At 34.4% G+C, this 25,285-nt stretch carries 33 protein-coding genes; 29 read left to right on the top strand and 4 right to left on the bottom strand.

What is annotated here, in order from left to right:
* From AC1DVP_RS08755 to AC1DVP_RS08745, 3 genes are all read left to right on the top strand, one after another.
* Nucleotides 1-281, top strand: a 281-nt coding sequence (locus AC1DVP_RS08755) for a cyclic nucleotide-binding domain-containing protein (RefSeq protein ID WP_477183113.1), incomplete at its 5' end; no start/stop codon positions are given.
* 140 nt (nucleotides 282-421) lie between these two features.
* A complete protein-coding gene (locus AC1DVP_RS08750; protein ID WP_477183112.1) occupies nucleotides 422-1,261 on the top strand; it encodes an MBL fold metallo-hydrolase in 840 nt (279 codons plus the stop codon).
* A 65-nt stretch (nucleotides 1,262-1,326) separates the two neighbouring features.
* A complete protein-coding gene (locus tag AC1DVP_RS08745; protein ID WP_477183111.1) occupies nucleotides 1,327-1,716 on the top strand; it encodes a nuclear transport factor 2 family protein in 390 nt (129 codons plus the stop codon).
* Nucleotides 1,717-1,737: 21 nt separating this feature from the next.
* On the opposite strand, the gene AC1DVP_RS08740 is transcribed toward AC1DVP_RS08745, so the two are convergent.
* Nucleotides 1,738-2,088, bottom strand: a complete 351-nt coding sequence (locus AC1DVP_RS08740) for a winged helix-turn-helix transcriptional regulator (protein WP_477183110.1) — start codon at nucleotides 2,086-2,088, stop codon at nucleotides 1,738-1,740.
* Nucleotides 2,089-2,199: 111 nt separating this feature from the next.
* Here AC1DVP_RS08740 and AC1DVP_RS08735 point away from each other — a divergent pair, with 111 nt between their 5' ends.
* The 10 genes from AC1DVP_RS08735 to AC1DVP_RS08690 all read left to right on the top strand — a co-directional run bounded on the left by AC1DVP_RS08735 (nucleotide 2,200) and on the right by AC1DVP_RS08690 (nucleotide 9,471).
* A complete protein-coding gene (locus tag AC1DVP_RS08735) occupies nucleotides 2,200-2,586 on the top strand; it encodes a DoxX family protein (protein WP_477183109.1) in 387 nt (128 codons plus the stop codon).
* A 59-nt stretch (nucleotides 2,587-2,645) separates the two neighbouring features.
* The gene (locus AC1DVP_RS08730; RefSeq protein WP_477183108.1) at nucleotides 2,646-3,227 is read left to right on the top strand and encodes a Crp/Fnr family transcriptional regulator; all 582 of its coding nucleotides are present in this window, start codon (nucleotides 2,646-2,648) and stop codon (nucleotides 3,225-3,227) included.
* Between the two features lie 147 nt (nucleotides 3,228-3,374).
* Complete coding sequence (locus tag AC1DVP_RS08725) at nucleotides 3,375-3,803, top strand: nuclear transport factor 2 family protein (RefSeq protein WP_477183107.1); 429 nt, start codon at nucleotides 3,375-3,377, stop codon at nucleotides 3,801-3,803.
* A 137-nt stretch (nucleotides 3,804-3,940) separates the two neighbouring features.
* Nucleotides 3,941-4,948 (top strand): zinc-dependent alcohol dehydrogenase family protein, encoded by a 1,008-nt coding sequence (locus tag AC1DVP_RS08720; protein ID WP_477183106.1) that lies wholly within the window; start codon nucleotides 3,941-3,943, stop codon nucleotides 4,946-4,948.
* A 109-nt stretch (nucleotides 4,949-5,057) separates the two neighbouring features.
* Nucleotides 5,058-5,678 (top strand): NAD(P)-dependent oxidoreductase, encoded by a 621-nt coding sequence (locus AC1DVP_RS08715; protein WP_477183105.1) that lies wholly within the window; start codon nucleotides 5,058-5,060, stop codon nucleotides 5,676-5,678.
* 145 nt (nucleotides 5,679-5,823) lie between these two features.
* A complete protein-coding gene (locus AC1DVP_RS08710; protein WP_477183104.1) occupies nucleotides 5,824-6,180 on the top strand; it encodes a DoxX family protein in 357 nt (118 codons plus the stop codon).
* A 12-nt stretch (nucleotides 6,181-6,192) separates the two neighbouring features.
* On the top strand, nucleotides 6,193-7,071 hold the full coding sequence (locus tag AC1DVP_RS08705) for a pirin family protein (RefSeq protein WP_477183103.1): 879 nt from the start codon (nucleotides 6,193-6,195) through the stop codon (nucleotides 7,069-7,071).
* A gap of 4 nt (nucleotides 7,072-7,075) precedes the next feature.
* Nucleotides 7,076-7,678, top strand: coding sequence for an FMN-dependent NADH-azoreductase (locus AC1DVP_RS08700; protein ID WP_477183102.1), 603 nt, complete (start codon nucleotides 7,076-7,078; stop codon nucleotides 7,676-7,678).
* A 13-nt stretch (nucleotides 7,679-7,691) separates the two neighbouring features.
* Nucleotides 7,692-8,438, top strand: coding sequence for an SDR family oxidoreductase (locus tag AC1DVP_RS08695; protein WP_477183101.1), 747 nt, complete (start codon nucleotides 7,692-7,694; stop codon nucleotides 8,436-8,438).
* Nucleotides 8,439-8,457: 19 nt separating this feature from the next.
* Nucleotides 8,458-9,471: an Atu2307/SP_0267 family LLM class monooxygenase gene (locus tag AC1DVP_RS08690; protein ID WP_477183100.1), complete on the top strand. Its 1,014-nt coding sequence runs from the start codon at nucleotides 8,458-8,460 to the stop codon at nucleotides 9,469-9,471.
* A 325-nt stretch (nucleotides 9,472-9,796) separates the two neighbouring features.
* Here the strand turns inward: AC1DVP_RS08690 and AC1DVP_RS08685 are convergent, their stop codons facing one another.
* Complete coding sequence (locus AC1DVP_RS08685; RefSeq protein WP_477183099.1) at nucleotides 9,797-10,738, bottom strand: T9SS C-terminal target domain-containing protein; 942 nt, start codon at nucleotides 10,736-10,738, stop codon at nucleotides 9,797-9,799.
* A gap of 282 nt (nucleotides 10,739-11,020) precedes the next feature.
* Here AC1DVP_RS08685 and AC1DVP_RS08680 point away from each other — a divergent pair, with 282 nt between their 5' ends.
* The 13 genes from AC1DVP_RS08680 to AC1DVP_RS08620 all read left to right on the top strand — a co-directional run bounded on the left by AC1DVP_RS08680 (nucleotide 11,021) and on the right by AC1DVP_RS08620 (nucleotide 21,628).
* A complete protein-coding gene (locus AC1DVP_RS08680) occupies nucleotides 11,021-12,184 on the top strand; it encodes a glycosyltransferase family 2 protein (protein ID WP_477183098.1) in 1,164 nt (387 codons plus the stop codon).
* Nucleotides 12,185-12,266: 82 nt separating this feature from the next.
* The gene (locus AC1DVP_RS08675) at nucleotides 12,267-13,580 is read left to right on the top strand and encodes a dihydrolipoamide acetyltransferase family protein (protein ID WP_477183097.1); all 1,314 of its coding nucleotides are present in this window, start codon (nucleotides 12,267-12,269) and stop codon (nucleotides 13,578-13,580) included.
* A gap of 143 nt (nucleotides 13,581-13,723) precedes the next feature.
* Nucleotides 13,724-14,497, top strand: a complete 774-nt coding sequence (locus tag AC1DVP_RS08670; protein WP_477183096.1) for an exonuclease domain-containing protein — start codon at nucleotides 13,724-13,726, stop codon at nucleotides 14,495-14,497.
* 87 nt (nucleotides 14,498-14,584) lie between these two features.
* Nucleotides 14,585-15,196: a fumarylacetoacetate hydrolase family protein gene (locus AC1DVP_RS08665; protein WP_477183095.1), complete on the top strand. Its 612-nt coding sequence runs from the start codon at nucleotides 14,585-14,587 to the stop codon at nucleotides 15,194-15,196.
* Nucleotides 15,196-15,540: an Hpt domain-containing protein gene (locus AC1DVP_RS08660; RefSeq protein WP_477183094.1), complete on the top strand. Its 345-nt coding sequence runs from the start codon at nucleotides 15,196-15,198 to the stop codon at nucleotides 15,538-15,540. The genes AC1DVP_RS08665 and AC1DVP_RS08660 overlap by 1 nt, the downstream gene beginning before the upstream one ends.
* Nucleotides 15,541-15,653: 113 nt before the next feature.
* The gene (locus AC1DVP_RS08655) at nucleotides 15,654-16,907 is read left to right on the top strand and encodes a competence/damage-inducible protein A (protein ID WP_477183093.1); all 1,254 of its coding nucleotides are present in this window, start codon (nucleotides 15,654-15,656) and stop codon (nucleotides 16,905-16,907) included.
* 72 nt (nucleotides 16,908-16,979) lie between these two features.
* Nucleotides 16,980-17,216, top strand: a complete 237-nt coding sequence (gene rpmB, locus AC1DVP_RS08650; RefSeq protein WP_024980263.1) for a 50S ribosomal protein L28 — start codon at nucleotides 16,980-16,982, stop codon at nucleotides 17,214-17,216.
* A 27-nt stretch (nucleotides 17,217-17,243) separates the two neighbouring features.
* A complete protein-coding gene (gene rpmG, locus AC1DVP_RS08645) occupies nucleotides 17,244-17,426 on the top strand; it encodes a 50S ribosomal protein L33 (protein WP_007805817.1) in 183 nt (60 codons plus the stop codon).
* Between the two features lie 72 nt (nucleotides 17,427-17,498).
* A complete protein-coding gene (locus AC1DVP_RS08640) occupies nucleotides 17,499-17,651 on the top strand; it encodes a DUF4295 domain-containing protein (RefSeq protein ID WP_100429907.1) in 153 nt (50 codons plus the stop codon).
* Between the two features lie 177 nt (nucleotides 17,652-17,828).
* Entirely contained in the window at nucleotides 17,829-18,809 is a 981-nt protein-coding gene (gene ftsY, locus AC1DVP_RS08635; protein ID WP_477183092.1) for a signal recognition particle-docking protein FtsY, read from the top strand.
* A 7-nt stretch (nucleotides 18,810-18,816) separates the two neighbouring features.
* On the top strand, nucleotides 18,817-18,990 hold the full coding sequence (locus AC1DVP_RS08630) for a hypothetical protein (protein ID WP_477183091.1): 174 nt from the start codon (nucleotides 18,817-18,819) through the stop codon (nucleotides 18,988-18,990).
* Between the two features lie 88 nt (nucleotides 18,991-19,078).
* Entirely contained in the window at nucleotides 19,079-19,888 is an 810-nt protein-coding gene (locus tag AC1DVP_RS08625) for an AraC family transcriptional regulator (protein WP_477183090.1), read from the top strand.
* Nucleotides 19,889-19,963: 75 nt separating this feature from the next.
* The gene (locus AC1DVP_RS08620) at nucleotides 19,964-21,628 is read left to right on the top strand and encodes a serine hydrolase domain-containing protein (protein ID WP_477183089.1); all 1,665 of its coding nucleotides are present in this window, start codon (nucleotides 19,964-19,966) and stop codon (nucleotides 21,626-21,628) included.
* Between the two features lie 179 nt (nucleotides 21,629-21,807).
* Here the strand turns inward: AC1DVP_RS08620 and AC1DVP_RS08615 are convergent, their stop codons facing one another.
* A complete protein-coding gene (locus AC1DVP_RS08615; RefSeq protein ID WP_477183088.1) occupies nucleotides 21,808-22,872 on the bottom strand; it encodes a serine hydrolase domain-containing protein in 1,065 nt (354 codons plus the stop codon).
* Nucleotides 22,873-23,151: 279 nt separating this feature from the next.
* Here AC1DVP_RS08615 and AC1DVP_RS08610 point away from each other — a divergent pair, with 279 nt between their 5' ends.
* From AC1DVP_RS08610 to AC1DVP_RS08600, 3 genes are all read left to right on the top strand, one after another.
* Complete coding sequence (locus tag AC1DVP_RS08610; RefSeq protein ID WP_477183087.1) at nucleotides 23,152-23,595, top strand: hypothetical protein; 444 nt, start codon at nucleotides 23,152-23,154, stop codon at nucleotides 23,593-23,595.
* On the top strand, nucleotides 23,576-23,872 hold the full coding sequence (locus tag AC1DVP_RS08605) for a DciA family protein (protein WP_477183086.1): 297 nt from the start codon (nucleotides 23,576-23,578) through the stop codon (nucleotides 23,870-23,872). Before AC1DVP_RS08610 ends, AC1DVP_RS08605 begins: the two co-directional genes overlap by 20 nt.
* Before the next feature lie 166 nt (nucleotides 23,873-24,038).
* Nucleotides 24,039-24,758 carry a hypothetical protein gene (locus AC1DVP_RS08600; RefSeq protein ID WP_477183085.1) on the top strand — a complete coding sequence of 240 codons (720 nt, stop codon included), beginning with the start codon at nucleotides 24,039-24,041 and terminating at the stop codon, nucleotides 24,756-24,758.
* A gap of 96 nt (nucleotides 24,759-24,854) precedes the next feature.
* On the opposite strand, the gene AC1DVP_RS08595 is transcribed toward AC1DVP_RS08600, so the two are convergent.
* Nucleotides 24,855-25,274: a nucleoside-diphosphate kinase gene (locus AC1DVP_RS08595; protein ID WP_477183084.1), complete on the bottom strand. Its 420-nt coding sequence runs from the start codon at nucleotides 25,272-25,274 to the stop codon at nucleotides 24,855-24,857.
* Between the last annotated feature and the right edge of the window lie 11 nt (nucleotides 25,275-25,285).

The raw sequence follows: 25,285 nt of genomic DNA, 5'->3' as shown, positions 1-25,285 counted from the left end.
GTGAAGTACTTTTAATTTCTAAAAAAGACAAGGAATTTGCTTATGCCAATTTGCCTAAAATAGAAAAGCTATTTCGGGTAATGACTCAAAAAACGCATGTTGCCCTTCAGCGCAGAATGATTGATAATCTAAGTAAAACTGCAGAATCCCGTTACATCGAATTTGCAGAAAAATATCCCCATCTTATTCAGCGTCTTTCCAACATTCAGGTGGCTGCATATTTGGGTATTACCAATGTTTTTTTGAGTAACATTCGAAAGAAAATTGCTGTCAAAAAATAAGAATTTCCTTTTATTTTTTTAAACTAGTTTAATGTTTTGAGATAGCATACCGTCTCATCTTTGCAGAGTTAATTTAAAACAGCGCAAAAATGAAGAACAGTATCTCAATAGTATTTTTAACAATTTTAATTTTATTTAATATGGAAACACAAGCACAAAGTTTCAAAACTATCGAAACTAAAGATTTAAAACTTCAGGTTTACAATGCATCAGAAAACAGTTTTGGTGTAGCATCAGTTATTGTATCCGGAAAAACAGATGCGGTTTTGATTGACGCACAATTTACTTTGGCGGATGCCGAAAAAATAGCACAGGAAATTAAAGCAAGCGGCAAAAAACTAACGACAATTTTTGTTTCTCACGGCGATCCAGATTTTTACTTCGGACTGGAAGTATTCAAAAAATATTTCCCTGAAGTTACCGCTTATGCATCTCCCGCAACAGTAGAACATATTAAGGCTACGGCTCAAAAGAAATTAGAAGTCTGGGGCGAAAGATTAGGCAAAAACATTACTTCAAACGTTATTTTACCTCAGGTTTTAAAAGGGAATCATATTGAATTGGAAGGTCAGAAATTAGAAATAATTGGTTTAGAAGAATTCCCGAATAAAACTTTTGTATGGATTCCTTCCATCAAAGCAGTTGTTGGCGGAATCAATATTTTTGGAACCACTTTTCATCTTTGGATGGCAGATGCACAAACTGCTGATGCCCGCAAAAGCTGGATCTCAGTTTTAGATAAAATCACTGCTTTGAATCCTGAAATTGTAATTCCTGCTCACGCCAATTCCAATTCTCCATTTGATATCACTGCTGTAAATCATACCAAAAGCTACATTCAATTCTACGAAGAAACTTTGAAAACCAATAAAACATCAGAAGCTTTAATTACAGCTTTGAAAGCAAAATACCCAGCACTTACTTTTGAAACTGCCTTACAGATTGGAGCAAAAGTAAATACCGGAGAAATGAAATGGTAAAATTAATCATCAATAGCCTGACGATACTTTTTGTATTATCAGGCTGTTCTTTAAATAAAAAGACAATGACAAATCTAGACATCATAAAAAGCACTTACGAAGGAAAAACTTCGGAAGAAAACGGTAAAAATCTAGCACAATATTCGGCTGAAAATATTTCCTGGACAGAAGCCAAAGGTTTTCCATATGCAGGGACTTATATCGGATTAGAAGAAATAACCAAAAATGTTTTTAACAGACTAGGAAGCGAATGGATTGATTATAAATTCACTCCGGAAGATTATGTTGCCAGTGATGACAAAGTAGTTGCTTTCGGAACGTATGCTGGCACTTATAAAATTACAGACAAATCATTCACAGCCAGAGTAGCTCACGTTTGGAAATTGAAAGACAGTAAAATCATCAGTTTCGAGCAGTTTGTAGATAGCCAAACAGTCAATGATGCTGTGAAATAAATACGGGGTTTAACTTCGTATTTATTTGCCAATAACTTCTTTTCGGTGTTGAATACCCCAATTTCTCAATTCTGTAATAACTAAATCAAGAGATTTTCCGTGTTGGGTTATTGAATACTCTACAGTTGGAGGAAAAGTATCATAAACCGTTCTGGTAATCATTTTATTTACTTCCAATTCTTTCAATTCTTTTGACAGCATTTTATCAGTAATGCCATTTATTTCTTTTGATATTTCTCCAAATCTTTTGTTACCAAATGAAAGTGAAATGATAATGGGTAATTTCCATTTGCCATTTAATACCTCCAAAGCATCTCTTACAGGCAAAATCATTTTTAGACATTCTCCTTGTTCATGTATTTGTACTTCCATTTTTGTATTGCTTTGCTATCCTTTTAGATAGTGCTATCCAAAAGGATAGTACTATAAAATAGATAGCAAATATAAATAAATTTGTATTCTAATAATTTAAATAAAATAAGTATGAATAATAAAACAATTACAATAACGTATTGGATAACTACGGTTTTTGTTGCATTTGTTGGATTTGCAGGTATATTAAATATACTTCAACTAGAATCATTAGTAAAAGTGAATAGAGAACTTGGCCTGCCACAGTACCTTATGCCATTTCTGGGAACGGTAAAAGTATTAGGTGCAATTGCCATTCTGATTCCTGCCCTAAAAAAGCTTCATGAAGCGGCTTATTTTGGCTTTATTTTTTACTTCATTGGAGCTACGTATGTATTGATTGCAAATGGTGGCGGAATAGATAAATATGGGGTAACTGTTTTAATAATTGTTGCCACTGTTGTATCTTATCTTACTTTTTTAAAACAAAAAGAAACACGTCTTTTAAATAGTAAATGATACAAGTAAATAAAATTCATTTTTTATACCTTGCATTGTTTTAATAAATCATCAAACTAATGCATGAAAAATTAATAGCTTATATCAGCCAATATACAAGCTTATCACCTACAAGTGAAGAGCAAGCCTTAATTACAGCGACTTTTCAACCTAAGAAATTAAGAAAGAAACAATACTTTTTGCAGGAAGGCGATGTATGTAAATACGCAGGTTTTATCGTAAAAGGGGCTATGCGTCAATACAGTGTAGATGATAAAGGTGTAGAACATATTGTGCATCTGTTTATAGAAAATTATTGGGCAAACGATCGTGAAAGCTCCACTATGCTTACGCCTTCGAAATATAATATTGATGCTTGGGAAGACACAGAACTTCTTATAATTACAAGAGCTGAAATGCTTGATTTAATGGCAAAAATACCTTCAATGGCAGAAATGATACGGATAATGGATGAAAGAAATGCCATTGCCAATCAACGAAGATTAAGTTCAACTATCAGTAACACCGCTGAAAAACGTTATGAAGAATTTGCGGCTAATCATCCACAATTTATTCAACGATTTCCGCAACACATAATTGCTTCTTTTTTGGGTATTACGAAAGAAACATTGAGCAGGATTAGAAAACAAGGAACAAAATAAACTCCATTTTAAGTTTTTAACTTTTATAAACCGTTGATGTATGTCAACGGTTTTTTTTATCATATCTCATTGTTGCAAGACCTGCCTTTAATGCAACTTTGCCTTATCAAAATGATAAAAAAAAATAACATTAAAATTTAAATAAAAATGGAAAAATTAAAAAACACTTCAGCTACTCAACTTCTTCGTAACAGTTTAGACACATTTCTCGCTAAAGACATGAAAGGCTGGTCGGATCTTTGTGCCGAGGACGTAGTTGCCGAATTCCCTTTTGCCCCAGAAGGTTCTCAATCAAGATTTGAAGGTCGTGAAGCATTGTATGCTTATTTGAAAGATTACCCAAGTTATATTGATGTAAAATCACTACCAACCTTAAAAATATATGGTATTGATGACGAAACTGTTGCCATTGCAGAATGGAGTGCTTCGGGAGTTGTAATTGGCAACGGAAATCCTTATGATATGAGCTATGCCACTTTCGTAACCTTCCGTGATGGTCTTATTGTAAACTATCGTGAATACTGGAATCTACAAGCTTTCCAAAAGGCAATGAGTGGTGGAAGTTTTGCTGAATAATAAATAGCAAGTATAAAAAACGTTGACAAATGTCAACGTTTTTTTTTATCATATCACATCTTTATCAGGTTTGCTTTCATTGCATCTTTGCCATATAAAAATCAATAAAAAATAACACTCTTAAAACAAATAAAAAAATGAATAATTTATCAAAAATTTCGAAAACAGTTATTTTCCACGAAGCTGGAGCTCCTGAAGTATTAAAAGTAGAACAAATTGAAGTTGCTTTTCCAGCACCTCAAGAAGTAAGAATTCAAGTTAAATCAATCGGTGTAAACAGAGCTGATGCTATGTACCGCCAGGGAATGTACATCGAGAATCCTATTTTTCCAGCTCAATTAGGCTACGAAGCTGCAGGAATTATCGAAGCAGTTGGTGCTGAAGTTTCGCATTTGGCAGTGGGCGATGTCGTAAATGTTGTTCCGGGTTTTTCTTTACACAACTATGCTTCTTATGGCGAATATATTAATATGCCAGCCTATGCAATACACAAATATCCATCTAATTTGTCTTTTGATGAAGCAGCATCTGTTTGGACTAGTTATCTAACAATGTATGGTATGGTTGTGCATTCGGGTCAATTAAAAGCGGGACAATTTGTGGTAATTAATGCCGCTTCGAGCAGTGCAGGATTGGCAGCTATCCAAATGACTAATTATGTTGGAGGAATTGCAATTGCCTTAACTACTTCGGCAAAGAAAAAGGAAGCGCTATTAAAAGCTGGTGCATCCCACGTAATTGTAACATCAGCAGAAGACATAGCAGAGGAAGTTTTAAAAATCACCAATAATGTTGGAGCTCATATCATTTTAGATCCTGTTGTGGGTGCTAAATTCAGTAATCTTTTAAGCTCGGTTGCCGAAAACGGAAAAGTATTTGTTTACGGTGCATTAAGTCATGAACCTGCCAGTTTCCCAGCATTTGATGTTCTTATGAAAACTCCAACTATTAGAGGCTATTCAGCTATTGAAGTAATGGGCAATATGGAAGTTTTAATACAAGCCATAACTTTTATTGATAAAGGATTAGCAGAAGAAAAATTGAAACCAGTTATTGATAAAGTTTTTAGTATTGATGACATCGTTGCTTCTCATAATTATTTAGAATCCAACCAGCAATTTGGAAAAATTGTAGTGAATATATAAGTCAAGACACTTTAAAAAAATTAAAACAGTTGACATTTATAACATACTGTATTTGTTGAAAGGGTTTAACAAAAGTGACTTACAAACAGTCATTAAAAAAGAATATAAAATGAAAGTAATTGTATTTGGAGCTACAGGATTAGTTGGCAAACAGATTGTAAAAGAGAGTTTAAAACTTGGAAATGAAGTAACAGTTTATATCCGACAAACTGAATTTTCAATTAATGGTGTAAAAATTATTTCGGGAGAATTAGACAATGAAAGTAAAATTGCAGCAATTATTAAGGATTATGATGCAATAGCCTGTGCAGTAGCCAATAGAGATCTTGAAGATCCTATACAAGTACTAACACCATTTGTAAAATTAGTTACCAAACACATTTCGCAAAAACAAAGATTGATTGTAGTAGCAGGTTCGGGTTTGACACTTTTGAATTTCAATACCTTAAGGAGAGACCTGCCAGGACAACCAGCATTTTTGAAAAATCCGCGAGCTGATCATTGGGATGCTTATACTTATCTTGCAGCTATAGATGTCAATTATTTAGTTGTGTGTCCAACAATGGTTGTTGAAGGAGACTCTGATGGTAATTATATTTTTGAAGAAAAATATTTTCCACAAAGCGAAAGCAAAGAAATATTTGCAGGTAATGTAGGGCATTATATCGCGAAAGAGCTTAATGAGCAAAATTTTAAACAAACAAGAATTGGTCTTGTAAACAAAGGATAACTTGTAGTATCCTCTTTAAAATAATTCAAAACCGTTGACATTTATCAACGGTTTTTTTTATCATATCACATCGTTTTAGGGCTTGTTTCTGTTGCAATTTTACATCATAGAAATAAACAAAATTAATCATCTAAAAATTAGAAAAATGAACAAGAACAAAATTATTTATTGGACAACAACTGGAATTATTAGCGCTATGATGATATTTAGTGCTTACGGATATTTTTCAAATCCAGATATGAAAGCAGCATTTGTACATTTAGGATTCCCTGATTATTTCAGAATCGAATTAGCTGTTCTAAAGGTTTTAGGAGTTTTAGCATTGTTGCTTCCAATAGTTTCAGATAAAATTAAATCATTCGCTTATTTTGGATTTGCATTGACATTTGTTTCTGCATCTATTGCACATTCTTCAAGTGGTGATCCCATTTCTGCTGTTATTATGCCTATCGTTTTCTTAGTGATATTAGCTATTTCATATGCTTTTAATGGTAAAAATTAAATAATAATTAAAATGAAAAAGGCAGCCAGTTTCTCAATAAAAGGGAATGTAACCAATCTAGATCCTTTAAATATCAATCGAATGTTACCCAATAGGTATACAAATAAAGTTGGGCCTTTTGTGTTTCTTGATTATGTAGCTCCTGCTGTCAAAGAAACTATAAATAAAAACGGTATGGGTGCACATCCACATCGTGGTATTGCTACATTGACTTATATTCTTCAGGGTGAGGAAGAGCACTTTGATAGTGCTGGGAATTATGCCAAAATACATTCGGGCGGCATTCAATGGATGAAAGCCGGTACAGGAATTGTTCACGATGAAAATTTGAATTATGATTCCGAAACAGACAGTAAGATCGTTCATGGTTTTCAATTCTGGATTAATCTGCCGGCAAAAAACAAATCAGAAAAACCAGCACATTTAGCCATTCAAGCCAGTGAAGTACCTAAAAAAACATTGCTTAACAACACTGGCTCGATAAAAGTAATTGTAGGCAGCTATGAAGAGTTAAGTTCAAAAATTCCAAATTATTCAGAGCAGTTTTTGTATCATATTCAATTGGAAGCGGGAAAACAGTTTTCCATCAGCCTAAACGACAAAATGGAATCTGCAGCCTTTTTAACCACTCAAAATGCACTACTGAACGATACTCAATTTGAAGCAGGTGAGTTTATAAAATTTGACAGAAAAGCAGGAGAAATTGAAATTAAAAACACAGCTCAAACTGCAATTGATGTTCTGTTATTTGGTGGTGAAGAATATACCGAATCTATAGTAGCAGAAGGTCCATTTGTAATGAACAGTCAGGAAGAAATTGTTCAGGCTTATCAGGATTTTTACGCTGGAAAATATGATAAAATTGATTTAAACAATAAAAATAATATCTGATAAAATGAAAATATTACATATAATTTCAAGTCCAAGAGCCGAAGCTTCTCAATCTATAGAATTGGGCGAGGCAATCATCAGCAAACTAATCTCTAAACACAAAAATGCATCGGTTAAGGTTCGAAATCTTACTACAGATTCCTTGCCTTATATTGTTAATGGACATATTCAATCCTTTAACACACCGCCTGAAAGCCGTTCGTCCGAACAATTGGATATAATTCGTCTTTCTGACAGTACAATCGATGAATTGTTAAATGCAGACACTATAGTTATAGGCGCTCCTATGTACAATTTTGGAATCCCAGCGGTCTTAAAAAGCTGGATTGATCATTTAGCCAGAGCAGGAGTTTCCTTTACTTATACTCCTAACGGACCTGTTGGTTTAATTCAGGGTAAAAAAGTATTCTTTGCTATTGCCACAGGAGGTGTTTATAGTGAAGGGGATTACAAATCATATGATTTTATTGAACCTTACTTGCGAGCATCTCTTGGATTTTTTGGTATGACAGATGTAACAGCATTCCGTGTTGAAGGTGTTTCGGTTTCTGCCTTGAAGGATAGCGCAATGAAAGTGGCTCTTGAAAAAATAAATGTTTTAGGTTAAAACAAATAAAAAAATGACAGCATCAAAAAATAAAGTAGCTTTGATAACGGGAGCAGCCACAGGTATTGGTCGTGCGATTGCCATCCGTTTAGCTAAAGACGGGATTGCAATAGCTGTGAATTATGTTGGAGATTCAGAGCAAGCAGACATCGTAGTGAATGAAATTAGAGAAACTGGAGGTATCGCAAGAGGATTTTCTGCAGATGTTAGTAATGTATCAGCTATTATCTCTCTTTTTGATACTGTGATTCAAGAATTTGGCGGAATCGATATTGTTGTAGCCAATGCAGGAATAGCTGTTATGGGTATTCCAATTGCAGATGTTACCGAAGCCGACTTTGACCGTATTAATGCCGTGAATTATAAAGGGACTTATTTTGTGTTGCAGCAAGCAGCTAAAAAAGTTAGAAATGGAGGACGTATTATTCAAATTTCTTCATCGAGCTCTCTTTATCCAGCAGCGGGTCTTGGTATTTATGCTCCAAGTAAAGCTGCTGGTAAAGTGGTTACCGAAATTTTGGCACAGGAACTTGGTTCACGTCAAATATCAGTAAACAGTGTTTTTCCTGGACCAACAAGAACTCCTTTAATGGAAAAAGAAGTTTCAAAAGAAGAAATGGAACGAATTGCCAATGGAATGAATTTAGGACGAATGGGTGAACCAGAAGACATTGCGGGAGTGGTGGCATTTCTTGCTAGTCCTGAAGGAGCTTGGATAAACGGGCAACAAATAATTGCTAATGGAGGTGGCAGAATATAAATTTTTAATTAAAAACACTATGGAAATTGGAATAGACAGTTTTGCATCCGGCACAATTCAAAAAGCAGTGGATGGTGCAGATATCCTTGAAAATTTATTGACTCGAATAGAACAAGCGGATCAGGCTGGTCTTTCAGTCTTTGGTATTGGCGAACATCATCGTCGTGAGTTTTTTGATTCCGCACCAGCAGTTATTTTGGCCGCCGCAGCCGCGAGAACTAAAAAGATAAAGCTGACTAGTGCGGTAACTGTTTTGAGTGCTGCCGATCCAGTACGGGTTTTTCAGGAATATGCTACACTTGATCTCATTTCAAGAGGAAGAGCGGAATTAGTCGTAGGGCGTGGTTCGTTTACAGAATCATTTCCTTTGTTTGGACATAAGCTTCTGGATTATGATGCACTTTTTTTGGAAAAACTGGAATTATTAATCCAAATTCAAAATAATGAAAAGGTAAACTGGTTTGGGAAATTCAGAGCTCCTTTAGTGGATCAGCCTATATATCCAAGACCGTTTCAGGATACTTTGCCTTTATGGATAGGTGTTGGTGGTACTCCTGCATCTTTTGTAAGAGCGGGAACATTAGGAATGCCACTTATGATTGCCATAATTGGTGGCGAAACAAGACGCTTTCGAGGTTTAGTAGATATGTATAGAGAAGCGGGAAGACAAGCTGGACATTCACCAGAAAAATTAAAAGTGGGTGTACATTCTTTAGGTTATGCAGCAAGCAGTAAAGACAAAGCATTGTCTGATTATTATCCTGGTTATGCAGAAACTTTTACGCGTATAGGAAGAGAAAGAGGCTGGCCAGCAATTACACCTGCTCATTTTAATGCGCAAGTAGGGACAAATGGTGCATTATTAGTTGGTGAACCAAATGAAATAGCTGATAAAATAATGCGTTTTAGTGACGATTTGGGAGGTGTTTCCCGATTCACGTTTCAAATGGACAATGCAGGTTTAACACATTCACAATTAATGAAGTCTATTGAGTTAATTGGAAGTAAAGTTATTCCATTAGTAAATAATTAAAAAAGTTGAAATAATTAAAATTCAAAAAATGGAAAACAATTCAAACAAGATAGTCCTATTAACAGGTGGAAGCCGTGGACTTGGAAAAGAATCAGCATTACAATTAGCAAAAAGTGGGATCTTTTGATGGATTTGTTTCCAACTTAAAAGAAACTTTACAGAAGGATTTTGGCACAACCAAAATAGATGCTTTAGTAAGCAATGCATGAACAGGATATTATGCTTCTATTGCTGAAACTACTGAAGAAGGCTTTGATTTTATGTTCACAACACATCTAAAAGCACCTTTTTTCCTGACACAAAAATCAAATTCGCGTCAAATTTTCTAATGTTCCAAATAAGGACTCAAATCAATACTATGTATTTGTTGTATGGTATCTACAAAAGGTTTTTTTACTGTTGCTTCATTGGTGAGATAAAACAATTTACCATCCTCGGTAGTTATTCCTTCGATTTGATGAAAGGGGAGTTTGATTTTTATTTTTCGCTTATTTCCAATCCCAAAATTATTGCTCTGATAGTCGTACAATAATAAAATAAAAGGCTGAAGAAATTTAGAATACCCGCACAAAACGACGCCTTTTTTGGAAGGTAATACCGTTGCCCCAGTTATTAATCCTTGTACATCAATCGTTTCTTTGAGTTCGGCAATATATGTTCCCGGATTTTTGGGTAAAGCATATACACTTGTTTTTTCCCTTGTCCATTGTTTGGTAAACAGATAAATGCTGTCTTGCAATACAACAAAAGCCTCACAGTCAAAATCGCTGGTATGTTCTTTTAGAGCTAAAAAATCCTTTTGATTGGAATAAGAAAAAGAGATGGTGTCAATCACAGGATTATTTGTGTAAAATGATTTTTTTTGAATCCTCAATATTCTTAAGTCCTTTCTGTTTCCTCGATAGTTATTCCCAAAATCACCCATGTAGAGGTATAAACTGTCTTGAGAAATATCTTCCCAGTCGTTACTTTTTAGACTTGGAAAGTTGATTTTTTTCTTGATTTTCCCCTTCAAATCTAATCCGTAAAACGTGGTGTCGAAGTGGTCGTTATGAGTCCATAGCAAACCGTCAAAAGGAATCAAACCCGAGGTTCCCATTATCGAATCACTGATTTTTGCAGAAAATTCAGGTTTTACTTTTGCGGAAGCATACCAGCAGCTTCCATTATTTTCAGTCGCTTCTGAATCAAAATTAGTAGCAAAACGATCTGTGCAGCCTTTAATTTGGCTATAAGAAGAGGTTATGAGCAGGAAAGAAAGTATCAAAAATTTGAACATTGCGGTATTCGAATAAAAATTAAAAGCAAGGTATTAAACAAACAGATGCAAACCTATATTCAATTATAAAAATGAGTTTGAAGCGAATGATAAGGCTTTTTCGGGAGACATCGTTCCGGTATTTTAAAATAAACCAAATTGTTTTATAGCCTTAATTAGGCTCAAAATCAAGTTGAATTAATTCTGTTTTGGAATAATAAAAGAAATTCTGAAGAACTTCGTAAACTATTGTTGTTTTAATTTGAGATTTCTATTCTATATATTTGTCTAATGCAACTATCCGTCATCATCCTCAACTATAATGTCCGCTATTTTTTGGAACTCTGTGTGCTTAGCGTAGAAAGTGCTCTGCAAAACATAGATTCCGAAATTATTGTGGTGGATAACAATTCTTCTGATGATAGTTGTGAGATGATAAAAACGCGTTTTCCAAATGTCAAGCTCATTCAGAACAATCGAAACGTTGGTTTCCCAAAAGGGAATAACATTGGTGTGTCCCAAGCCAAAGGCGAGTATATCTGTATTCTGAATCCTGATACTGTAGTTGCTGAAGATACATTTAAAAAAGTATTGGCTTTTGCCCAAAAACAAAATAATCTTGGAATTGTGGGCGTAAAACTTATTGACGGAACCGGTAATTTTCTGCCCGAAAGTAAAAGAGGGATTCCAACTCCTTGGGTTGCTTTTACTAAGATTGCGATTTTGTATAAACTATTTCCAGAATCATCTTTTTTTAATAAATATTATGCGCAGCATTTATCCGAAAACCAAACGGGTGAAGTTGAAATATTGGTTGGAGCTTTTATGTTCTTAAAAAAAGAGCTTTATAATGAAGTGGGAGGTTTTGATGAAGATTGTTTTATGTATTCAGATGATATCGATTTGTCGTATATGGTTTTGCAAAAAGGAAAGAACAATTATTATTTTCACGAGACAACCGTGATACATTATAAAGGAGAAAGTACAGTTAAGGATGGTACTTATATGAAACGTTTTCAGGAAGCGATGGAGTTTTTCTATAAAAAACATTTTCAGATTTCTTTTATTTTTTCGGCATTTATGAAAATTGGAATTGTGTTTTTTTCTTTAATTAAAAGAATTCAAGGCAGACCAAAAACCAAAAGTATTCCTGAAAATTATTTGCTGGTATCAGCTTCTGAAACATTAGTAAAAATAATAACAGCTCTTGTCCAAAAAAAGGTTGATTTTCTCGATTGGAAAGCAGAAAAAGAGGTAAATTTGCTGTCAAATTCAATAAGAAACGGGTTACAGATTATTTTAGATAATGAATCTGTATCCTTTAAAAAATGTATAGAGATTCACGAACAATATAGAAATAAAGGAGTTGTCTTTAGGATAATACCAAAAGGAACAAATTTTAGTATTGGCAGTGATTCTCCTAATGATAGGGGGAGAATTGAAAAATTGAAATAAAATTACATTTAATGTAATTTATATTTAAAATATTCGTTAATTTCGCAAAATTAAAATCAGAATCATCTTTTAGATTAGCAATATGGCAAGATTTGAATTAAAGCTTCCAAAAATGGGAGAAAGTGTTGCAGAAGCAACCATCACAAATTGGTTAAAAGAAGTTGGCGATAAAATTGAAGCGGATGAAGCTGTTTTGGAAATTGCTACAGATAAGGTAGATTCCGAAGTGCCTTCAGAGGTTTCTGGTGTTCTTGTCGAAAAATTATTCGGAAAAGACGATTTGGTTCAGGTTGGACAAACCATTGCTATTATTGAGACTGAGGGTGATAATGCTGTTGCGCCAGCTCAGGATGTTCCAGATGCTATTATTGAGGAGATTGAAAAAACAGTTGAAGCAGCCAAAGAAACGGTTTCTGCTCCAGTTAGTTTTTTCGAAAGCAATAAATTCTTTTCTCCATTGGTAAAAAATATTGCCAAAGAAGAAGGGGTAAGTTTGGCTGAATTAGACGGCATAGCCGGTTCTGGAAAAGATGGGCGTATTACTAAAGATGATATTTTAGACTATATAAAAAATAGAGGATCTCAATCTGCGCCAGTGGTTGTAACACCAGTTCCAAAAGCGGTTGAAGCTCCAAAAGCAGTTTCGGTAACTCCGTCACAAACGGTTTCACCTGTTTCTGTAAATGGAGGGGATGAAATTATCGAAATGGACAGAATGCGCAAGCTGATTTCGGGTTATATGATGGCTTCGGTTCAAACTTCGGCTCATGTACAATCGTTTATAGAAGTTGATGTTACCAATATCGTAAAATGGAGAGATAAAGTTAAAAATGCTTTTGAAAAAAGAGAAGGCGAGAAGCTGACTTTTACTCCTATTTTTATGGAAGCCGTTGCCAAAGCATTGAAAGATTACCCAGAAATGAATATATCGGTACAAGGTGATTTTATTATAAAAAAGAAGGATATCAATCTTGGTATGGCGGCTGCTTTGTCTAATGGCAACTTAATTGTCCCTGTTATTAAAAATGCAGACCAATTAAACTTGGTTGGTATGGCCAAGGCGGTAAATGATTTAGGAAACCGCGCGAAAAATGGTAAACTAAAACCAGACGACACGCAAGGAGGTACTTATACTGTTACGAATGTTGGGACTTTCGGAAGTGTTTTCGGAACGCCAATTATCAATCAGCCACAAGTGGGGATATTAGCACTGGGAGCTATTCGTAAAGTGCCAGCGGTAATCGAGACTCCTGAAGGAGATTTTATAGGCATTCGTCAAAAAATGTTTTTGTCGCACAGTTATGATCATCGTGTTGTAGATGGTGCTTTGGGCGGAAGTTTTGTAAAGCGTGTAGCCGAATATCTTGAAGCGTTTGATGTAAACAGAGATTATTAAATCCAAAATATAAATAGAGTTAAACCCGACAGATTTTTTAAATGTGTCGGGTTTTGATTTTTAAGGACAGGTGTTTTGGGGTAAAATAAATTAGTAAAATACGTGGTTTAAATTTATATTTGCACCAATTTCAAATACAAAAAATGGAACTCAAACTCAATAAGCCAATTTGTTTTTTCGACCTAGAAACTACAGGAATTGACATCGGAAAAGACAGAATTGTAGAAATATCGGTTTTTAAAGTTTTTCCCAACGGCAATAAAGAAAGTAAAACATGGCTGGTGAATCCAACGATTCCAATTCCGCCGCAATCAACAGCAATTCACGGCATCAGTAACGAAAAAGTGGCAAATGAGCCTACTTTTAAGGAATTGGCTCCTCAAGTTTACAATATGATTAAGGACAGTGATTTGGCTGGTTTCAATTCGGATCGTTTCGATATACCGTTATTGGCTGAGGAATTATTGCGTGCCGGAGTTGATTTTGATATGAAGAACAGAGTTTCTGTCGATGTTCAGACTATTTTTCATAAAATGGAAGAACGTACCTTGAGTGCGGCTTTGAAGTTTTACTGCGGAAAAGGTTTGGAAAATGCCCATTCTGCCGAAGCTGATACTATGGCGACTTATGAAATTTTAATGGCACAATTGGATCGTTATCCTGAATTGGAAAACGATATGAAATCACTGTCTGAATTTACTACTAGAAAAAAAATAGCAGACTTTGCTGGAATGATTGCTTTTGATGCTGAAAATGAAGAAATTTTTACCTTCGGAAAGCATAAAGGTGCTAAAGTAGATAAGATTTTAGAAACAGAACCAGGCTATTACAGCTGGATACAAAATGCGGATTTTCCTTTATATACCAAGAAAGTCCTGACGGCGATTAAATTAAGAAAATTAAATACTAAAAATTAAGTGAATAGTGATTAGTAATTGGTGAGTAGTTTTTTTTAAGTGCTGTTTGCTATTTACTAATCACTATTCACTAATCATTAAAAAAGGATGAAAATCATTTGCATCGGCAGGAATTACGCCAATCATATTGAGGAATTGAAAAACGAACGCCCTTCGGAGCCGGTTATTTTTATGAAGCCGGATTCGGCTATCTTATTAAAACAGCACCCTTTTGTTATTCCTGAATTCTCGGAGGATATTCATCATGAAATTGAGCTTATTGTAAAAATAAGTAAAGTGGGGAAATATATAGAACCCAAGTTTGCTCATAAATATTATGACGAAGTAAGTGTTGGGATTGATTTTACGGCTAGAGATTTACAAGCTAAATTGAAGGAAAAAGGATTGCCATGGGAAAAAGCTAAGGCATTTGACGGTTCGGCGGTAGTTGGAGATTTTTTGCCCAAAAGCAATTTTGTTTCGTTGGAAAATATTACTTTTGAACTGAAGAACAACGATATTACAGTACAAAAAGGGAATTCCGATATGATGCTGTGGAATATTGACGAACTGATTTCCTATGTTTCTCAATTTTTTACATTAAAGATTGGGGATATTATTTTTACGGGAACACCAGCAGGAGTTGCGGCAGTAAAACCAAATGATGTTTTGGAAGGATTTTTAGAAGGACAAAAACTATTTAGAATACAAGTAAAATAATGGCTATAAAATATAATTTGGCAAAAGTGTACGCACTTTCAGATAATGATCCAGAGTTTGTGAATGAAATTTTGAATTTATTTGTTACCGAGGTTCCTGAAGATTTATCACAAATAGGTGAAGGGATTAAAAATAAAGATTACAAGCAGACCTATGCTTTTGCACATAAACTGAAACCAACATTAGATTTGCTTGGTTTAAACGTAGCATTCGAAGAGATTTTGCAGATTGAAGCCTGGACTAAGCGCGAGGGAAAAAAGAAAGAAATAATAGAGACTTACAAAAGTGTTAAGTCGCAGGTTAAAGATGCTATTAAAGAGCTAAAAAAAGATTTTGATCTTTAATTGTATGTTTTAATTTTATCTGAAAGAATAAATATAAAGAAATCTAGCAGTTGTATAAGTAGATACAACAGTTAGATTTTTTTATTTAGTATAAAGCAAAAAATTTTTAAAATATGAAAGCAGCCATAGTTACAATTGGAGATGAAATTCTAATTGGTCAGATTGTAGATACAAATTCTGGTTTTATAGCCAAATCATTGGATAGAATTGGGGTTGAGGTTAGGGAAATGCTATCTGTGAGTGATTCTCGTGAGCATATCCTAGACACATTTTTAAAACTTCAGAATACAGTTGATATTGTTATTATTACAGGAGGATTAGGGCCAACAAAGGATGATATTACCAAGAAAACGTTTTGTGATTATTTTGAAGATGAATTGGTTGTTGATGCTGTAGTTCTTGAGCATGTAACTCAATTGATAGAGGGGTTTTATAAACGGCCGATTACTCAGATTAATAAAGATCAGGCTTTGGTTCCTTCTAAGTGTACTGTTCTTCATAATAAGGTTGGCACAGCGCCAGGAATGTGGATAAAAAAGGAGAATACTGTTTTTGTGTCATTACCAGGAGTTCCTTTTGAGATGAAGTATTTGGTAGAAAATGAAATCATTCCAAAAATAGTTCAAGATTATAAACGCCCGTATATTCTTCACAAAACGATTCTTACTTATGGACGTGGAGAAAGTGCCGTTGCGGAACAAATTGAAGACTGGGAAAATAATCTGCCTGAATTCATAAAACTGGCTTATCTGCCTGCATACGGAAGAGTGAATTTGCGTCTTTCGGCCAGAGGAACTGATAAAGAGTTATTGGAAAATGCTATTGAAGAGAATGTAGTTTTGTTGATAGAAATAATAGGAGATATTATTGTAGGTTTTGAAGATGATGAAACTCTCGAGACGGTTGTTGGAAAGATCTTAACGCAGCAGAATAAAACTGTTTCTACAGCCGAAAGCTGTACAGGAGGAGGTGTTGCACGGCTCTTGAGTTCTGTTCCCGGAGCTTCAAATTATTTTAAAGGGAGTGTAGTGGCTTATTCGACAGAAGTGAAACAAAATGTGTTAGGAATCTCGAAGAATCTGATAGAGAAACATAGCGTTGTGAGTGCTGAAGTCGCTAAGGCTATGGCTTTGAATGTGAAGAAACTAATGAATACGGATTATGCTATTGCGACAACAGGTAATGCCGGCCCGTCAAAAGGCGAGGCTGATGCTAGTGTAGGAACTGTTTTTATTGCTTTGGCAACGCCAAATGGAGTTATCGTAGAAGAGTTTGATTTTGGTCAACCACGTGAAAAAGTGATAGATAGGGCATCGGTAAAAGGGCTTGAAATGTTATTGAAAGAAATTTCTAAAAAAGACTTATAAATATTTTGGTAGATAGGTTTATTTTTCTTTTCTTTGCACCCTGATTTTGAATAACGATAAAAGATAAGTATAATGTCAAGAGTTTGTGACCTTACAGGTAAAAGAGCGATGGTAGGAAATAACGTTTCTCACGCTATGAACAAAACTAAGAGAAAATTTTCTGTTAACTTAGTTAAAAAGCGTTTTTATCTTCCAGAAGAAGATAGATGGATTACTCTTAGAGTAGCAGCATCTACGATAAAAACAATTAATAAAAATGGAATCGCTGCAGTTTTGAAAAAAGCGCAGTCAGAAGGATTTATTAAATAATCTTTTCCAAAATAAAAAAATAGCAAGATGGCAAAGAAAGGAAATAGAATCCAGGTAATTTTAGAATGTACTGAGCACAAAACAACTGGTGTTGCAGGGACTTCAAGATACATAACTACAAAGAACAAAAAAAACACTCCAGACAGATTAGAGATTAAAAAATTTAATCCAATTTTGAAAAGAGTTACTGTTCATAAAGAAATTAAATAATAATTAGAGATTAAAAAAATCTCAGATGATTACATCTGAGGAATTTTTTAAAATTTCAAATAACTTTCAATCATGGCAAAGAAAACCGTAGCATCGTTACAAACATCTTCTAAGAGATTATCAAAAGCCATCAAAATGGTGAAATCTCCAGTAACTGGGGCATATACATTCGTTGAATCTATTATGGCTCCTGAAGAAGTTGATGAATTCTTGAAAAAGAAATAATTAACTATACATATTATAGAAAAGCTACTTTCATTCGGAAGTAGCTTTTTTATTTTCTATATTTACACCTCGAAATTAAAAGATTCTTTTGAGAATTTCGTTAAAGGCAAATCATATTGTTTTTAATTGATTTTTCTTGTTTAAGTTGACAAATGTAAATTCCAAACCATAAACTCCATGAGCTTTTTTAAAAAAATATTCTCCTCAGAGAAAAAAGACTCTAGCCTAAGTCAAGAGGCGAAACAAACATTAGATAAAGGCCTAGAAAAAACAAAAACCAGTTTCTTTTCCAAGTTAACCAAAGCAGTAGCAGGAAAATCAAAAGTAGATGATGATGTTTTGGATAATTTAGAAGAAGTTCTTGTTTCTTCGGATGTGGGAGTCAATACAACCCTAAAAATAATCACTCGAATTGAAAAAAGAGTGGAAGCAGATAAGTATCTCGGAGTTGAGGAACTCAACCAAATTTTGAGAGAAGAAATTGCAGGACTATTATCAGAAACCAATACTGGCGAAGCAACCGAATTTGTCATTCCGATAAATACCAAGCCTTATGTTTTGATGGTTGTTGGTGTAAATGGAGTGGGTAAAACAACCACAATTGGGAAATTAGCTTATCAATTCAAGAAAGCTGGTTTAAATGTAGTTTTAGGAGCTGCAGATACATTTCGTGCGGCTGCAATTGATCAATTGCAAATTTGGGCGGATAGAGTAGGTATTCCAATTGTTAGGCAAGAAATGGGAAGTGATCCTGCTTCTGTAGCTTTTGATACACTGCAATCGGCGGTGGCTCAAAATGCTGATGTTGTTATTATTGATACTGCTGGTCGTCTGCACAATAAAATCAACCTGATGAATGAACTTTCAAAAGTGAAAAGAGTAATGCAAAAAGTGGTAGGCGATGCTCCACATGATGTAATGCTGGTTTTGGACGGTTCTACAGGACAAAACGCATTTGAACAAGCCAAACAGTTTACTGCTGCCACAGAGGTTTCATGTCTAGCGGTTACCAAATTAGACGGTACTGCCAAAGGCGGTGTTGTTATAGGTATTTCAGACCAGTTTCAAATTCCTGTAAAATACATTGGTGTTGGCGAAGGAATTGAAGATTTGCAGGTTTTTAATAAATACGAATTCGTAGATAGTTTTTTTAAATAATAAGTTCATGAATTTTTCTTCTATAAAAAATGCCAGCCCTATATTTTTTTATTTTGTAAGTATTGTGGCTTTTGTATTGGCAAACATTATTAGAACAACCAGTGTTGGTTTTTATTATGCTTTACTGATTGTTGGATTGGTCTTTTTCTTTTTAGGATTGATGAAGAGAGTTAAGAAGTAAGTTTTTAATTGTTTTTTTGAAAAATTAGTGAAGGTTTGTAGTTAGTTGTGTGGTATTTTAAAGAACCGAAATTCAACCAAAAACAATAATGAAATTATCACAAAAAGGAGAATTTTATGGACAAACTAATAAGACTATTAATTTAGAAGGAATTACTTTGACCGATACTGTTTATACTCACGATAAAGTGGATTGGCATTATCACGAAAACGCTTATTTTACGTTTATACTTCAAGGAAATGTAATTGAAGGAAACAAAAAAGAAATTTATAATTGTTCTGCAGGCAGTTTACTATTTCATAATTGGCAGGAACCGCACTATAACATCAAACCTGAAGGATTTACAAGAGGTTTTCATATTGAAATAGAAAAATGCTGGTTTGATAATTTGGAATTTAATACAACAAATTCACAAGGCAGCATCAATATTGCAAATCCCGATTTGAAGTTTTTGATGTATAAGATTTTCAGGGAGACAAAAGCAGATGATACTACAGCACAACTTTCAATTCAAACATTATTATTAGAAACTTTAGCAAAAATGCTTCGGGTAAATAAAACCGAATCTAATAAAAAACCGACTTGGGTTTCTGAAGTAAATATGATATTGAATGACCAGTTTTCGGATAATCTTACTTTAGAATATTTGTCAAAAGCTTTAAACATTCATCCGGTACATTTGTCAAGAGAATTTTCAAAATACTTCAATTCCAGTCTGGGACAATACATTAGAAAATTAAAAGTTCAAAAGTCTTTACAGCTAATTTCGGAAAAAAAATTAGATTTGACATCAATAGCTTTTGAGTGTGGCTTTTCCGATCAAAGTCATTTTACACGCTGTTTCAAAGAAATCAACGGAATTAATCCGTCCGAATACAGAAAAATCCTTTTCCGTTAATATTTCCAAATGTTAATCCTGTTCTATTTTTATACAGTATTTAGCTATACTTTTGAGGCTAACTATATAAAAAATATGAAACGGATTTCACTTACATTTTTAGTTATTCTTTTTTATCAAACTTCCTTTGGACAAACGAAAGATCTTGTATCTAATGACGGAATAACTAACAGTCTGCACAAAACTAATATTGGCAAGGTAACTTTCATGAAGGGAAATATACCATTGGATAAATATTCTGAATCTGATTTCCTTAAATCCTTCCAATTGACCTACCGATCAGACTTAAATATCAGGGTTTTTATGGATAATTCTGTAACGAATTATCTCCATCAATTGGCTCCTGATTTATCGGCTGAAGAACTACTCAAAAAAGGTAATCTCCAATTCTCATTCCATATTGATAATAAATTTATCTATAAAGAAAATATTAATTCAGGATGTAACTTTGGTTCTGGTGGCAACAAAAATACTTCGACTACATTCAGGGTTCCTTTAACCAGTACCAAAGGTGAAGATTGGTGGGCAATGTATATGTGGGAAAGATTTAAACTCAATGGCGGTGAAAAAGAATTAACAAATGGTAAGCACCAACTCAAAATTGAGATTAGACCTTATGTGAAAATTGATGAAAATAGTGGTGTAAAGGTTGGTGGCTTAATTGCAGAAGGTCAAATTCAACTCATAATCCAACCACCAAAAATAACTGCTAAACAAATTGCAGTTCAGCCGATACAATCAGGCAGTGATTGGGAACTTTCAGATTTTGCATTCGACAAAAAGAAAATTGAATCTCTTAATGCTGAAATTGCCAATTATAATCTAAAGGAAATTACGAGTATTGTTGTAATTCATCAAGGAAAGCTTTTGCTTGAAGAGTATTTTAATGGTGCCGATCGAAATACATTGCACGATACCCGTTCTGCAGGAAAATCGTTTACTTCAACGCTTATGGGAATCGCTATTAATGACGGTTTTATTAATGACGAAAATCAAACACTGAATAAATTTTACAGCCTAAAAACGTTTGAAAACTATGAAGTTAAAAAAGACAGTGTAAAAATAAAAGACTTACTGACTATGAGTTCCGCTTTTAATGGTTCCGATATCGATAGTGATTCATCAGGAAATGAGGAAAACATGTATCCTACTGACAATTGGGTAAAATTTACTTTAGACCTTCAGATGGATAAAACAAAATCAAATGGAGGCAGATGGGATTATTTCACTGCAGGAGTGGTGCTTTTAGGCGATATTCTAGATAAAAATGTTCCTGATGGTTTGGAAAAATATGCAGATGAAAAACTTTTTAAACCATTAAATATCAAACAATATCAATGGCAATATACACCGCAAAAAGTAGTTAATACCGCGGGAAGTTTACAAATGGCCTCATTAGATTATGCAAAATATGCCCAATTGTATAAAAATAATGGCATGTGGAATGACAAACAAATATTACCTACTGAATGGGTGCAGAAAACTTTCACACGCCAAATCCAAATTCCTGAAAGAGATAATCAATTTTATAGTTATTTATTTTGGAATAAGTCGGTTGCTTATAAAGGTAAAAACTATGAAACATTTTATTGTGCGGGAAATGGCGGAAATGAATTTATAATTTTCAAAGACCTTCCGATTGTGATTATTATAACATCTAAAGCTTACAATAAGCCCTATGGGCACCCGCAGGCTGATACGATTGTTAAGGATTTTATTCTGCCTTCATTAATAAAATAAAATATCGCGCAAAACCTTTGGTAATTTACAAAAACTACACGGTTTGAGGCAGTGAAAAAATGTAAATAAGTAGCAGTGTTTCGTAATTCCTTAATTATGATACACTACTACTACTACTACTACTACTACTACTACTACTACTTAAAATTAAGAGCTTTAGCAATAAATAAATTTTATCCCTACTGATACAAAGCACTTATTTTTGTCCAAAGCATTTCGTCAAAATCGGATAGGGCAAGGTTTACGTTATCTGCTGCATCTCCCATTCGGATGACTACCATTTTTTTGCTGGGAATGACATAGATTTTTTGATCGTTTTTGCCCAAAGCCATAAACATGTCGTTTGGAGCTGTAGAGATAATGCTTCCTTGAAAAGTAGCTTGTGATTGCGGTAAATGATAATTGGCTTTACCATTCAGCCACCATAAATAGCCATAACCTAAGTTGATGTTTTGGGAAGTGGCTGTCGCTTCGTTGAAATAGCTTTCGTTCAGGATTACATTATTTTCCCATTTTCCTTTATTGTACATTAACAGTCCAAAACGTGCCATACTTCTGGTGGTACTGCTGTAAACAATATTGTTGCCAGAGGTAAACCAAGCGCCGTTCATCCCTATTTTGTCTCTTAATTTAGCATTGAAATAAGTACTCCAAGATTGTCCGCTGGCCTGCGCGATGACATCCTGAAGTTTTACATACACGTTGTGATATGCCCAACGGGTTCCTGCATCGGCGGTATAGGTAAGGGCGGAGGGAGAAACATCATCGGTGGTGTCGTCCAAGCCAGAAGTCATAGTTAACAAATGTTTACAGGTAATGAGGTTTTCTTTGGCAAGAGGTGCACTTGTCCAGCCTGTTCCTATGTATTGTGACACTTTGTTGTTGATGCTGATGAGGTTTTCCTGCTGTGCAATTCCAGTCATTGTTGATGTCAATGTTTTTCCGGCACTTGCCCAGTACCAATTTGTAGAGGCATCGTGTCCGTTGAAATAATTTTCCATTACAATGCGCCCATTGATCAAAATAATAAAACCTTTAGAATGTTTGACTTCCAAATAATCCAATAGTGGTTTGACGGACGATTGTTTCCATCCAAGGCTTTCTATGGATTTGGTTTCCCAATCAGAGCCTGTGAGTGGCGGAAAATAGAGTGTTTCTGTAGGAGCTGGAACAGGTTCATCATCATTAGAGGAACAATTGATACAGAAAAGTGCAAATACAAGTAACAGTATTGATTTTGACATGGTTGAGGAGGTTAGTTTTGGGTAAGATCAAAAATATAGAAAATAGTTTAATGGGAATGCGTTTTTTTATTTTCTTTGGATTTTTAAAGTTTAACTTTGTTGTTTTAATTAAAGATATTGATAAACAGGGGATGCCTTAGCCCTGATTGCTTCGCCAGTTCGCTTCGCTCGTGTGCAGTGGAAATCCTTATGAGCCTCGTCTCGTCCCAAAAGGCGAGACGAGGCTCATAAGATTGAAACGAATAGCAGGAATTAGCTCCTAAAAAAAATAATTATTTTATGAAAAAAGTATTTGGCTTTTTACTAATTACCCTTTTGTCAGTTGGGTGTAAGCAAAAAATAACTCCGGCTGATGCCGCCAAAATCAACGGCTATTGGGAGATTGAAAAAGTGGTTTTCGAGGATGGAAAAGAGAAGCAGTACGGGATGAATGAATCATTTGATTATTTTCGGATTGATAAAAATAATGCTGGGATCCGTAAGAAAGTAATGCCGCAATTGGACGGTACTTTTTTGGTGAATGACACGTTTGAAAACGTGAAAATACGTTTTGCAGATGACCGCGCTTTTTTGGATTACAGTACGGCGTATATGAAATGGAGCGAGGAAATACTGGCTTTGACAGATAAAGAGTTGGTTGTTTTGAATGCAGAGAAAAAAGAATATCATTATAAAAAAACGGGACCAATAAATCTAGACGACTATGGTAAAAAGACTAAATAATCAAAGCACAGTGGGTGATGTTTTGAAGCAGATTATTGAAGTGAACAAATTACAGCCTGGAATGGATCAGATTGATGTGAAGGAAGCTTGGCGCAATTTGATGGGGAATGGAGTGAACAGTTATACTAATAATGTGGTTTTGAAAGGTTCTACGCTTTATGTTGAGCTGACTTCGGCAGTGCTGCGCGAGGAATTAAGCCATGGTAAATCCAAGATTATAAAAATGATTAATGAGGAATTGCGGAGAGATGTGGTGAGGGATGTGGTTTTGCGTTAGACTTTTAAACGGACCTGAATTATTAGATTTTAATTTTAAAAATATAGTTAACACTTCTATTTTAGAAGTGTTTTTTTATACATTTGGCAGTAAGTATTTTTTTAATAAATAAAAGAAGCTTACTTGTTCAATAATCAACAGCTAAAAACAATTTTAAAAAACAACAATGAGAAAAGTATTACTTATTTTAACCGTATTATTTGCTTTAAATAGTTATTCACAAAAGAAAAAAGTAGCAGTTGTTGCTTTTTATACCGATAAAACAATCGATTTTTCTGATTTGGGTCTAAACGGTTTGGCTTCAATAGCTGATTTAGGCAATAATCCAGATTTTAATCTTACTCCTATTTTAGAGAAATATCATAATGCTTTTTTTAATGTTTATTCTAAACAATTTCCATTTGATATAATTCCTGAAAATGAAGTGACTCAAAAACAGGAATATATTGATTTCTCTCCTAAATTCGCTAGAGAGGGAGAAGCGGGGAAAACTATAATTAATTACCCGGGATACAAATATATTTATGAAGGAATAGCTGGTGAAGCTAATGAAGTAGGAACTGCTACTATTTTTAAAGAAATTGCAGATGGCGTTTTATTCACTGAAGTACATTTTTCTTTACAAAAAGGTTTTGCTGTTGGAGGAACAGGAACAGTTAAAATGAGAGCTTATGCTAGAATTTCTTTGTATAATAAAACAGGAAAAAAAATATTTGCTCTTAATGAAGGGGCAAACTCTAAAAAAACTGGAGCTATCATAGGTGGAGTTCCTGTTTTAACTCCTGAAAAAGTATTGCCTATGTGTGAAAGTGCTTTAGAGGAACTTCTAAAAGATTTAGATGAAAGAGTTAATAAAATCATTAAAAAGACAGCTGATAATCTTTAATAAATTTTGCAATTAAAAAAAGAAACCCACTTCTATGAAGCGGGTTTCTTTTTTTAATTTAAGTAGTCTAAGAATTTTAAATCTAGAAATCTAAAATTAGAACTGCTCTCTTCCTGCAAAATGAAAAGCTCCTTCGATAGCTGCGTTTTCATCGCTATCAGAACCGTGAACAGCATTTTCTCCAATAGAAGTTGCGTATGCTTTACGGATAGTTCCTTCAGCGGCTTCGGCTGGGTTTGTCGCACCAATTAAATTTCTGAAATCTTCAACAGCATTATCTTTTTCTAAAATTGCTGCAACAATGGGACCACGAGACATAAATTCTACTAATTCTCCATAGAAAGGTCTTGCAGCGTGAACAGCGTAAAATGCTTTAGCATCTGCAACTGTCAATTGAGTTAATTTCAAAGAAACAATTTTGAAACCACCGTTTGTAATCATTGCTAATATGTTTCCGATGTGTCCATTTTGAACTGCATCTGGCTTAATCATTGTAAAAGTTCTATTGGTCGCCATTTTTTCTGTGT

This window comes from Flavobacterium sp. P3_A6 (genome assembly GCF_056403035.1).
The sequence above is the reverse complement of the archived record's forward strand: the minus strand, read 5'-3'. Positions and strand labels throughout refer to the sequence as shown.

Excerpts from the sequence above, each read along its gene's own strand:
- AC1DVP_RS08750 (WP_477183112.1), top strand. The coding sequence starts at position 422 with ATGGAAACACAAGCACAAAGTTTCAAAACTATCGAAACTAAAGATTTA.
- AC1DVP_RS08745 (WP_477183111.1), top strand. The coding sequence starts at position 1,327 with ATGACAAATCTAGACATCATAAAAAGCACTTACGAAGGAAAAACTTCG.
- AC1DVP_RS08740 (WP_477183110.1), bottom strand. The coding sequence starts at position 2,088 with ATGGAAGTACAAATACATGAACAAGGAGAATGTCTAAAAATGATTTTG.
- AC1DVP_RS08735 (WP_477183109.1), top strand. The coding sequence starts at position 2,200 with ATGAATAATAAAACAATTACAATAACGTATTGGATAACTACGGTTTTT.
- AC1DVP_RS08730 (WP_477183108.1), top strand. The coding sequence starts at position 2,646 with ATGCATGAAAAATTAATAGCTTATATCAGCCAATATACAAGCTTATCA.
- AC1DVP_RS08725 (WP_477183107.1), top strand. The coding sequence starts at position 3,375 with ATGGAAAAATTAAAAAACACTTCAGCTACTCAACTTCTTCGTAACAGT.
- AC1DVP_RS08720 (WP_477183106.1), top strand. The coding sequence starts at position 3,941 with ATGAATAATTTATCAAAAATTTCGAAAACAGTTATTTTCCACGAAGCT.
- AC1DVP_RS08715 (WP_477183105.1), top strand. The coding sequence starts at position 5,058 with ATGAAAGTAATTGTATTTGGAGCTACAGGATTAGTTGGCAAACAGATT.
- AC1DVP_RS08710 (WP_477183104.1), top strand. The coding sequence starts at position 5,824 with ATGAACAAGAACAAAATTATTTATTGGACAACAACTGGAATTATTAGC.
- AC1DVP_RS08705 (WP_477183103.1), top strand. The coding sequence starts at position 6,193 with ATGAAAAAGGCAGCCAGTTTCTCAATAAAAGGGAATGTAACCAATCTA.
- AC1DVP_RS08700 (WP_477183102.1), top strand. The coding sequence starts at position 7,076 with ATGAAAATATTACATATAATTTCAAGTCCAAGAGCCGAAGCTTCTCAA.
- AC1DVP_RS08695 (WP_477183101.1), top strand. The coding sequence starts at position 7,692 with ATGACAGCATCAAAAAATAAAGTAGCTTTGATAACGGGAGCAGCCACA.
- AC1DVP_RS08690 (WP_477183100.1), top strand. The coding sequence starts at position 8,458 with ATGGAAATTGGAATAGACAGTTTTGCATCCGGCACAATTCAAAAAGCA.
- AC1DVP_RS08680 (WP_477183098.1), top strand. The coding sequence starts at position 11,021 with ATGCAACTATCCGTCATCATCCTCAACTATAATGTCCGCTATTTTTTG.
- AC1DVP_RS08675 (WP_477183097.1), top strand. The coding sequence starts at position 12,267 with ATGGCAAGATTTGAATTAAAGCTTCCAAAAATGGGAGAAAGTGTTGCA.
- AC1DVP_RS08670 (WP_477183096.1), top strand. The coding sequence starts at position 13,724 with ATGGAACTCAAACTCAATAAGCCAATTTGTTTTTTCGACCTAGAAACT.
- AC1DVP_RS08665 (WP_477183095.1), top strand. The coding sequence starts at position 14,585 with ATGAAAATCATTTGCATCGGCAGGAATTACGCCAATCATATTGAGGAA.
- AC1DVP_RS08660 (WP_477183094.1), top strand. The coding sequence starts at position 15,196 with ATGGCTATAAAATATAATTTGGCAAAAGTGTACGCACTTTCAGATAAT.
- AC1DVP_RS08655 (WP_477183093.1), top strand. The coding sequence starts at position 15,654 with ATGAAAGCAGCCATAGTTACAATTGGAGATGAAATTCTAATTGGTCAG.
- rpmB (WP_024980263.1), top strand. The coding sequence starts at position 16,980 with ATGTCAAGAGTTTGTGACCTTACAGGTAAAAGAGCGATGGTAGGAAAT.
- rpmG (WP_007805817.1), top strand. The coding sequence starts at position 17,244 with ATGGCAAAGAAAGGAAATAGAATCCAGGTAATTTTAGAATGTACTGAG.
- AC1DVP_RS08640 (WP_100429907.1), top strand. The coding sequence starts at position 17,499 with ATGGCAAAGAAAACCGTAGCATCGTTACAAACATCTTCTAAGAGATTA.
- ftsY (WP_477183092.1), top strand. The coding sequence starts at position 17,829 with ATGAGCTTTTTTAAAAAAATATTCTCCTCAGAGAAAAAAGACTCTAGC.
- AC1DVP_RS08630 (WP_477183091.1), top strand. The coding sequence starts at position 18,817 with ATGAATTTTTCTTCTATAAAAAATGCCAGCCCTATATTTTTTTATTTT.
- AC1DVP_RS08625 (WP_477183090.1), top strand. The coding sequence starts at position 19,079 with ATGAAATTATCACAAAAAGGAGAATTTTATGGACAAACTAATAAGACT.
- AC1DVP_RS08620 (WP_477183089.1), top strand. The coding sequence starts at position 19,964 with ATGAAACGGATTTCACTTACATTTTTAGTTATTCTTTTTTATCAAACT.
- AC1DVP_RS08615 (WP_477183088.1), bottom strand. The coding sequence starts at position 22,872 with ATGTCAAAATCAATACTGTTACTTGTATTTGCACTTTTCTGTATCAAT.
- AC1DVP_RS08610 (WP_477183087.1), top strand. The coding sequence starts at position 23,152 with ATGAAAAAAGTATTTGGCTTTTTACTAATTACCCTTTTGTCAGTTGGG.
- AC1DVP_RS08605 (WP_477183086.1), top strand. The coding sequence starts at position 23,576 with ATGGTAAAAAGACTAAATAATCAAAGCACAGTGGGTGATGTTTTGAAG.
- AC1DVP_RS08600 (WP_477183085.1), top strand. The coding sequence starts at position 24,039 with ATGAGAAAAGTATTACTTATTTTAACCGTATTATTTGCTTTAAATAGT.
- AC1DVP_RS08595 (WP_477183084.1), bottom strand. The coding sequence starts at position 25,274 with ATGGCGACCAATAGAACTTTTACAATGATTAAGCCAGATGCAGTTCAA.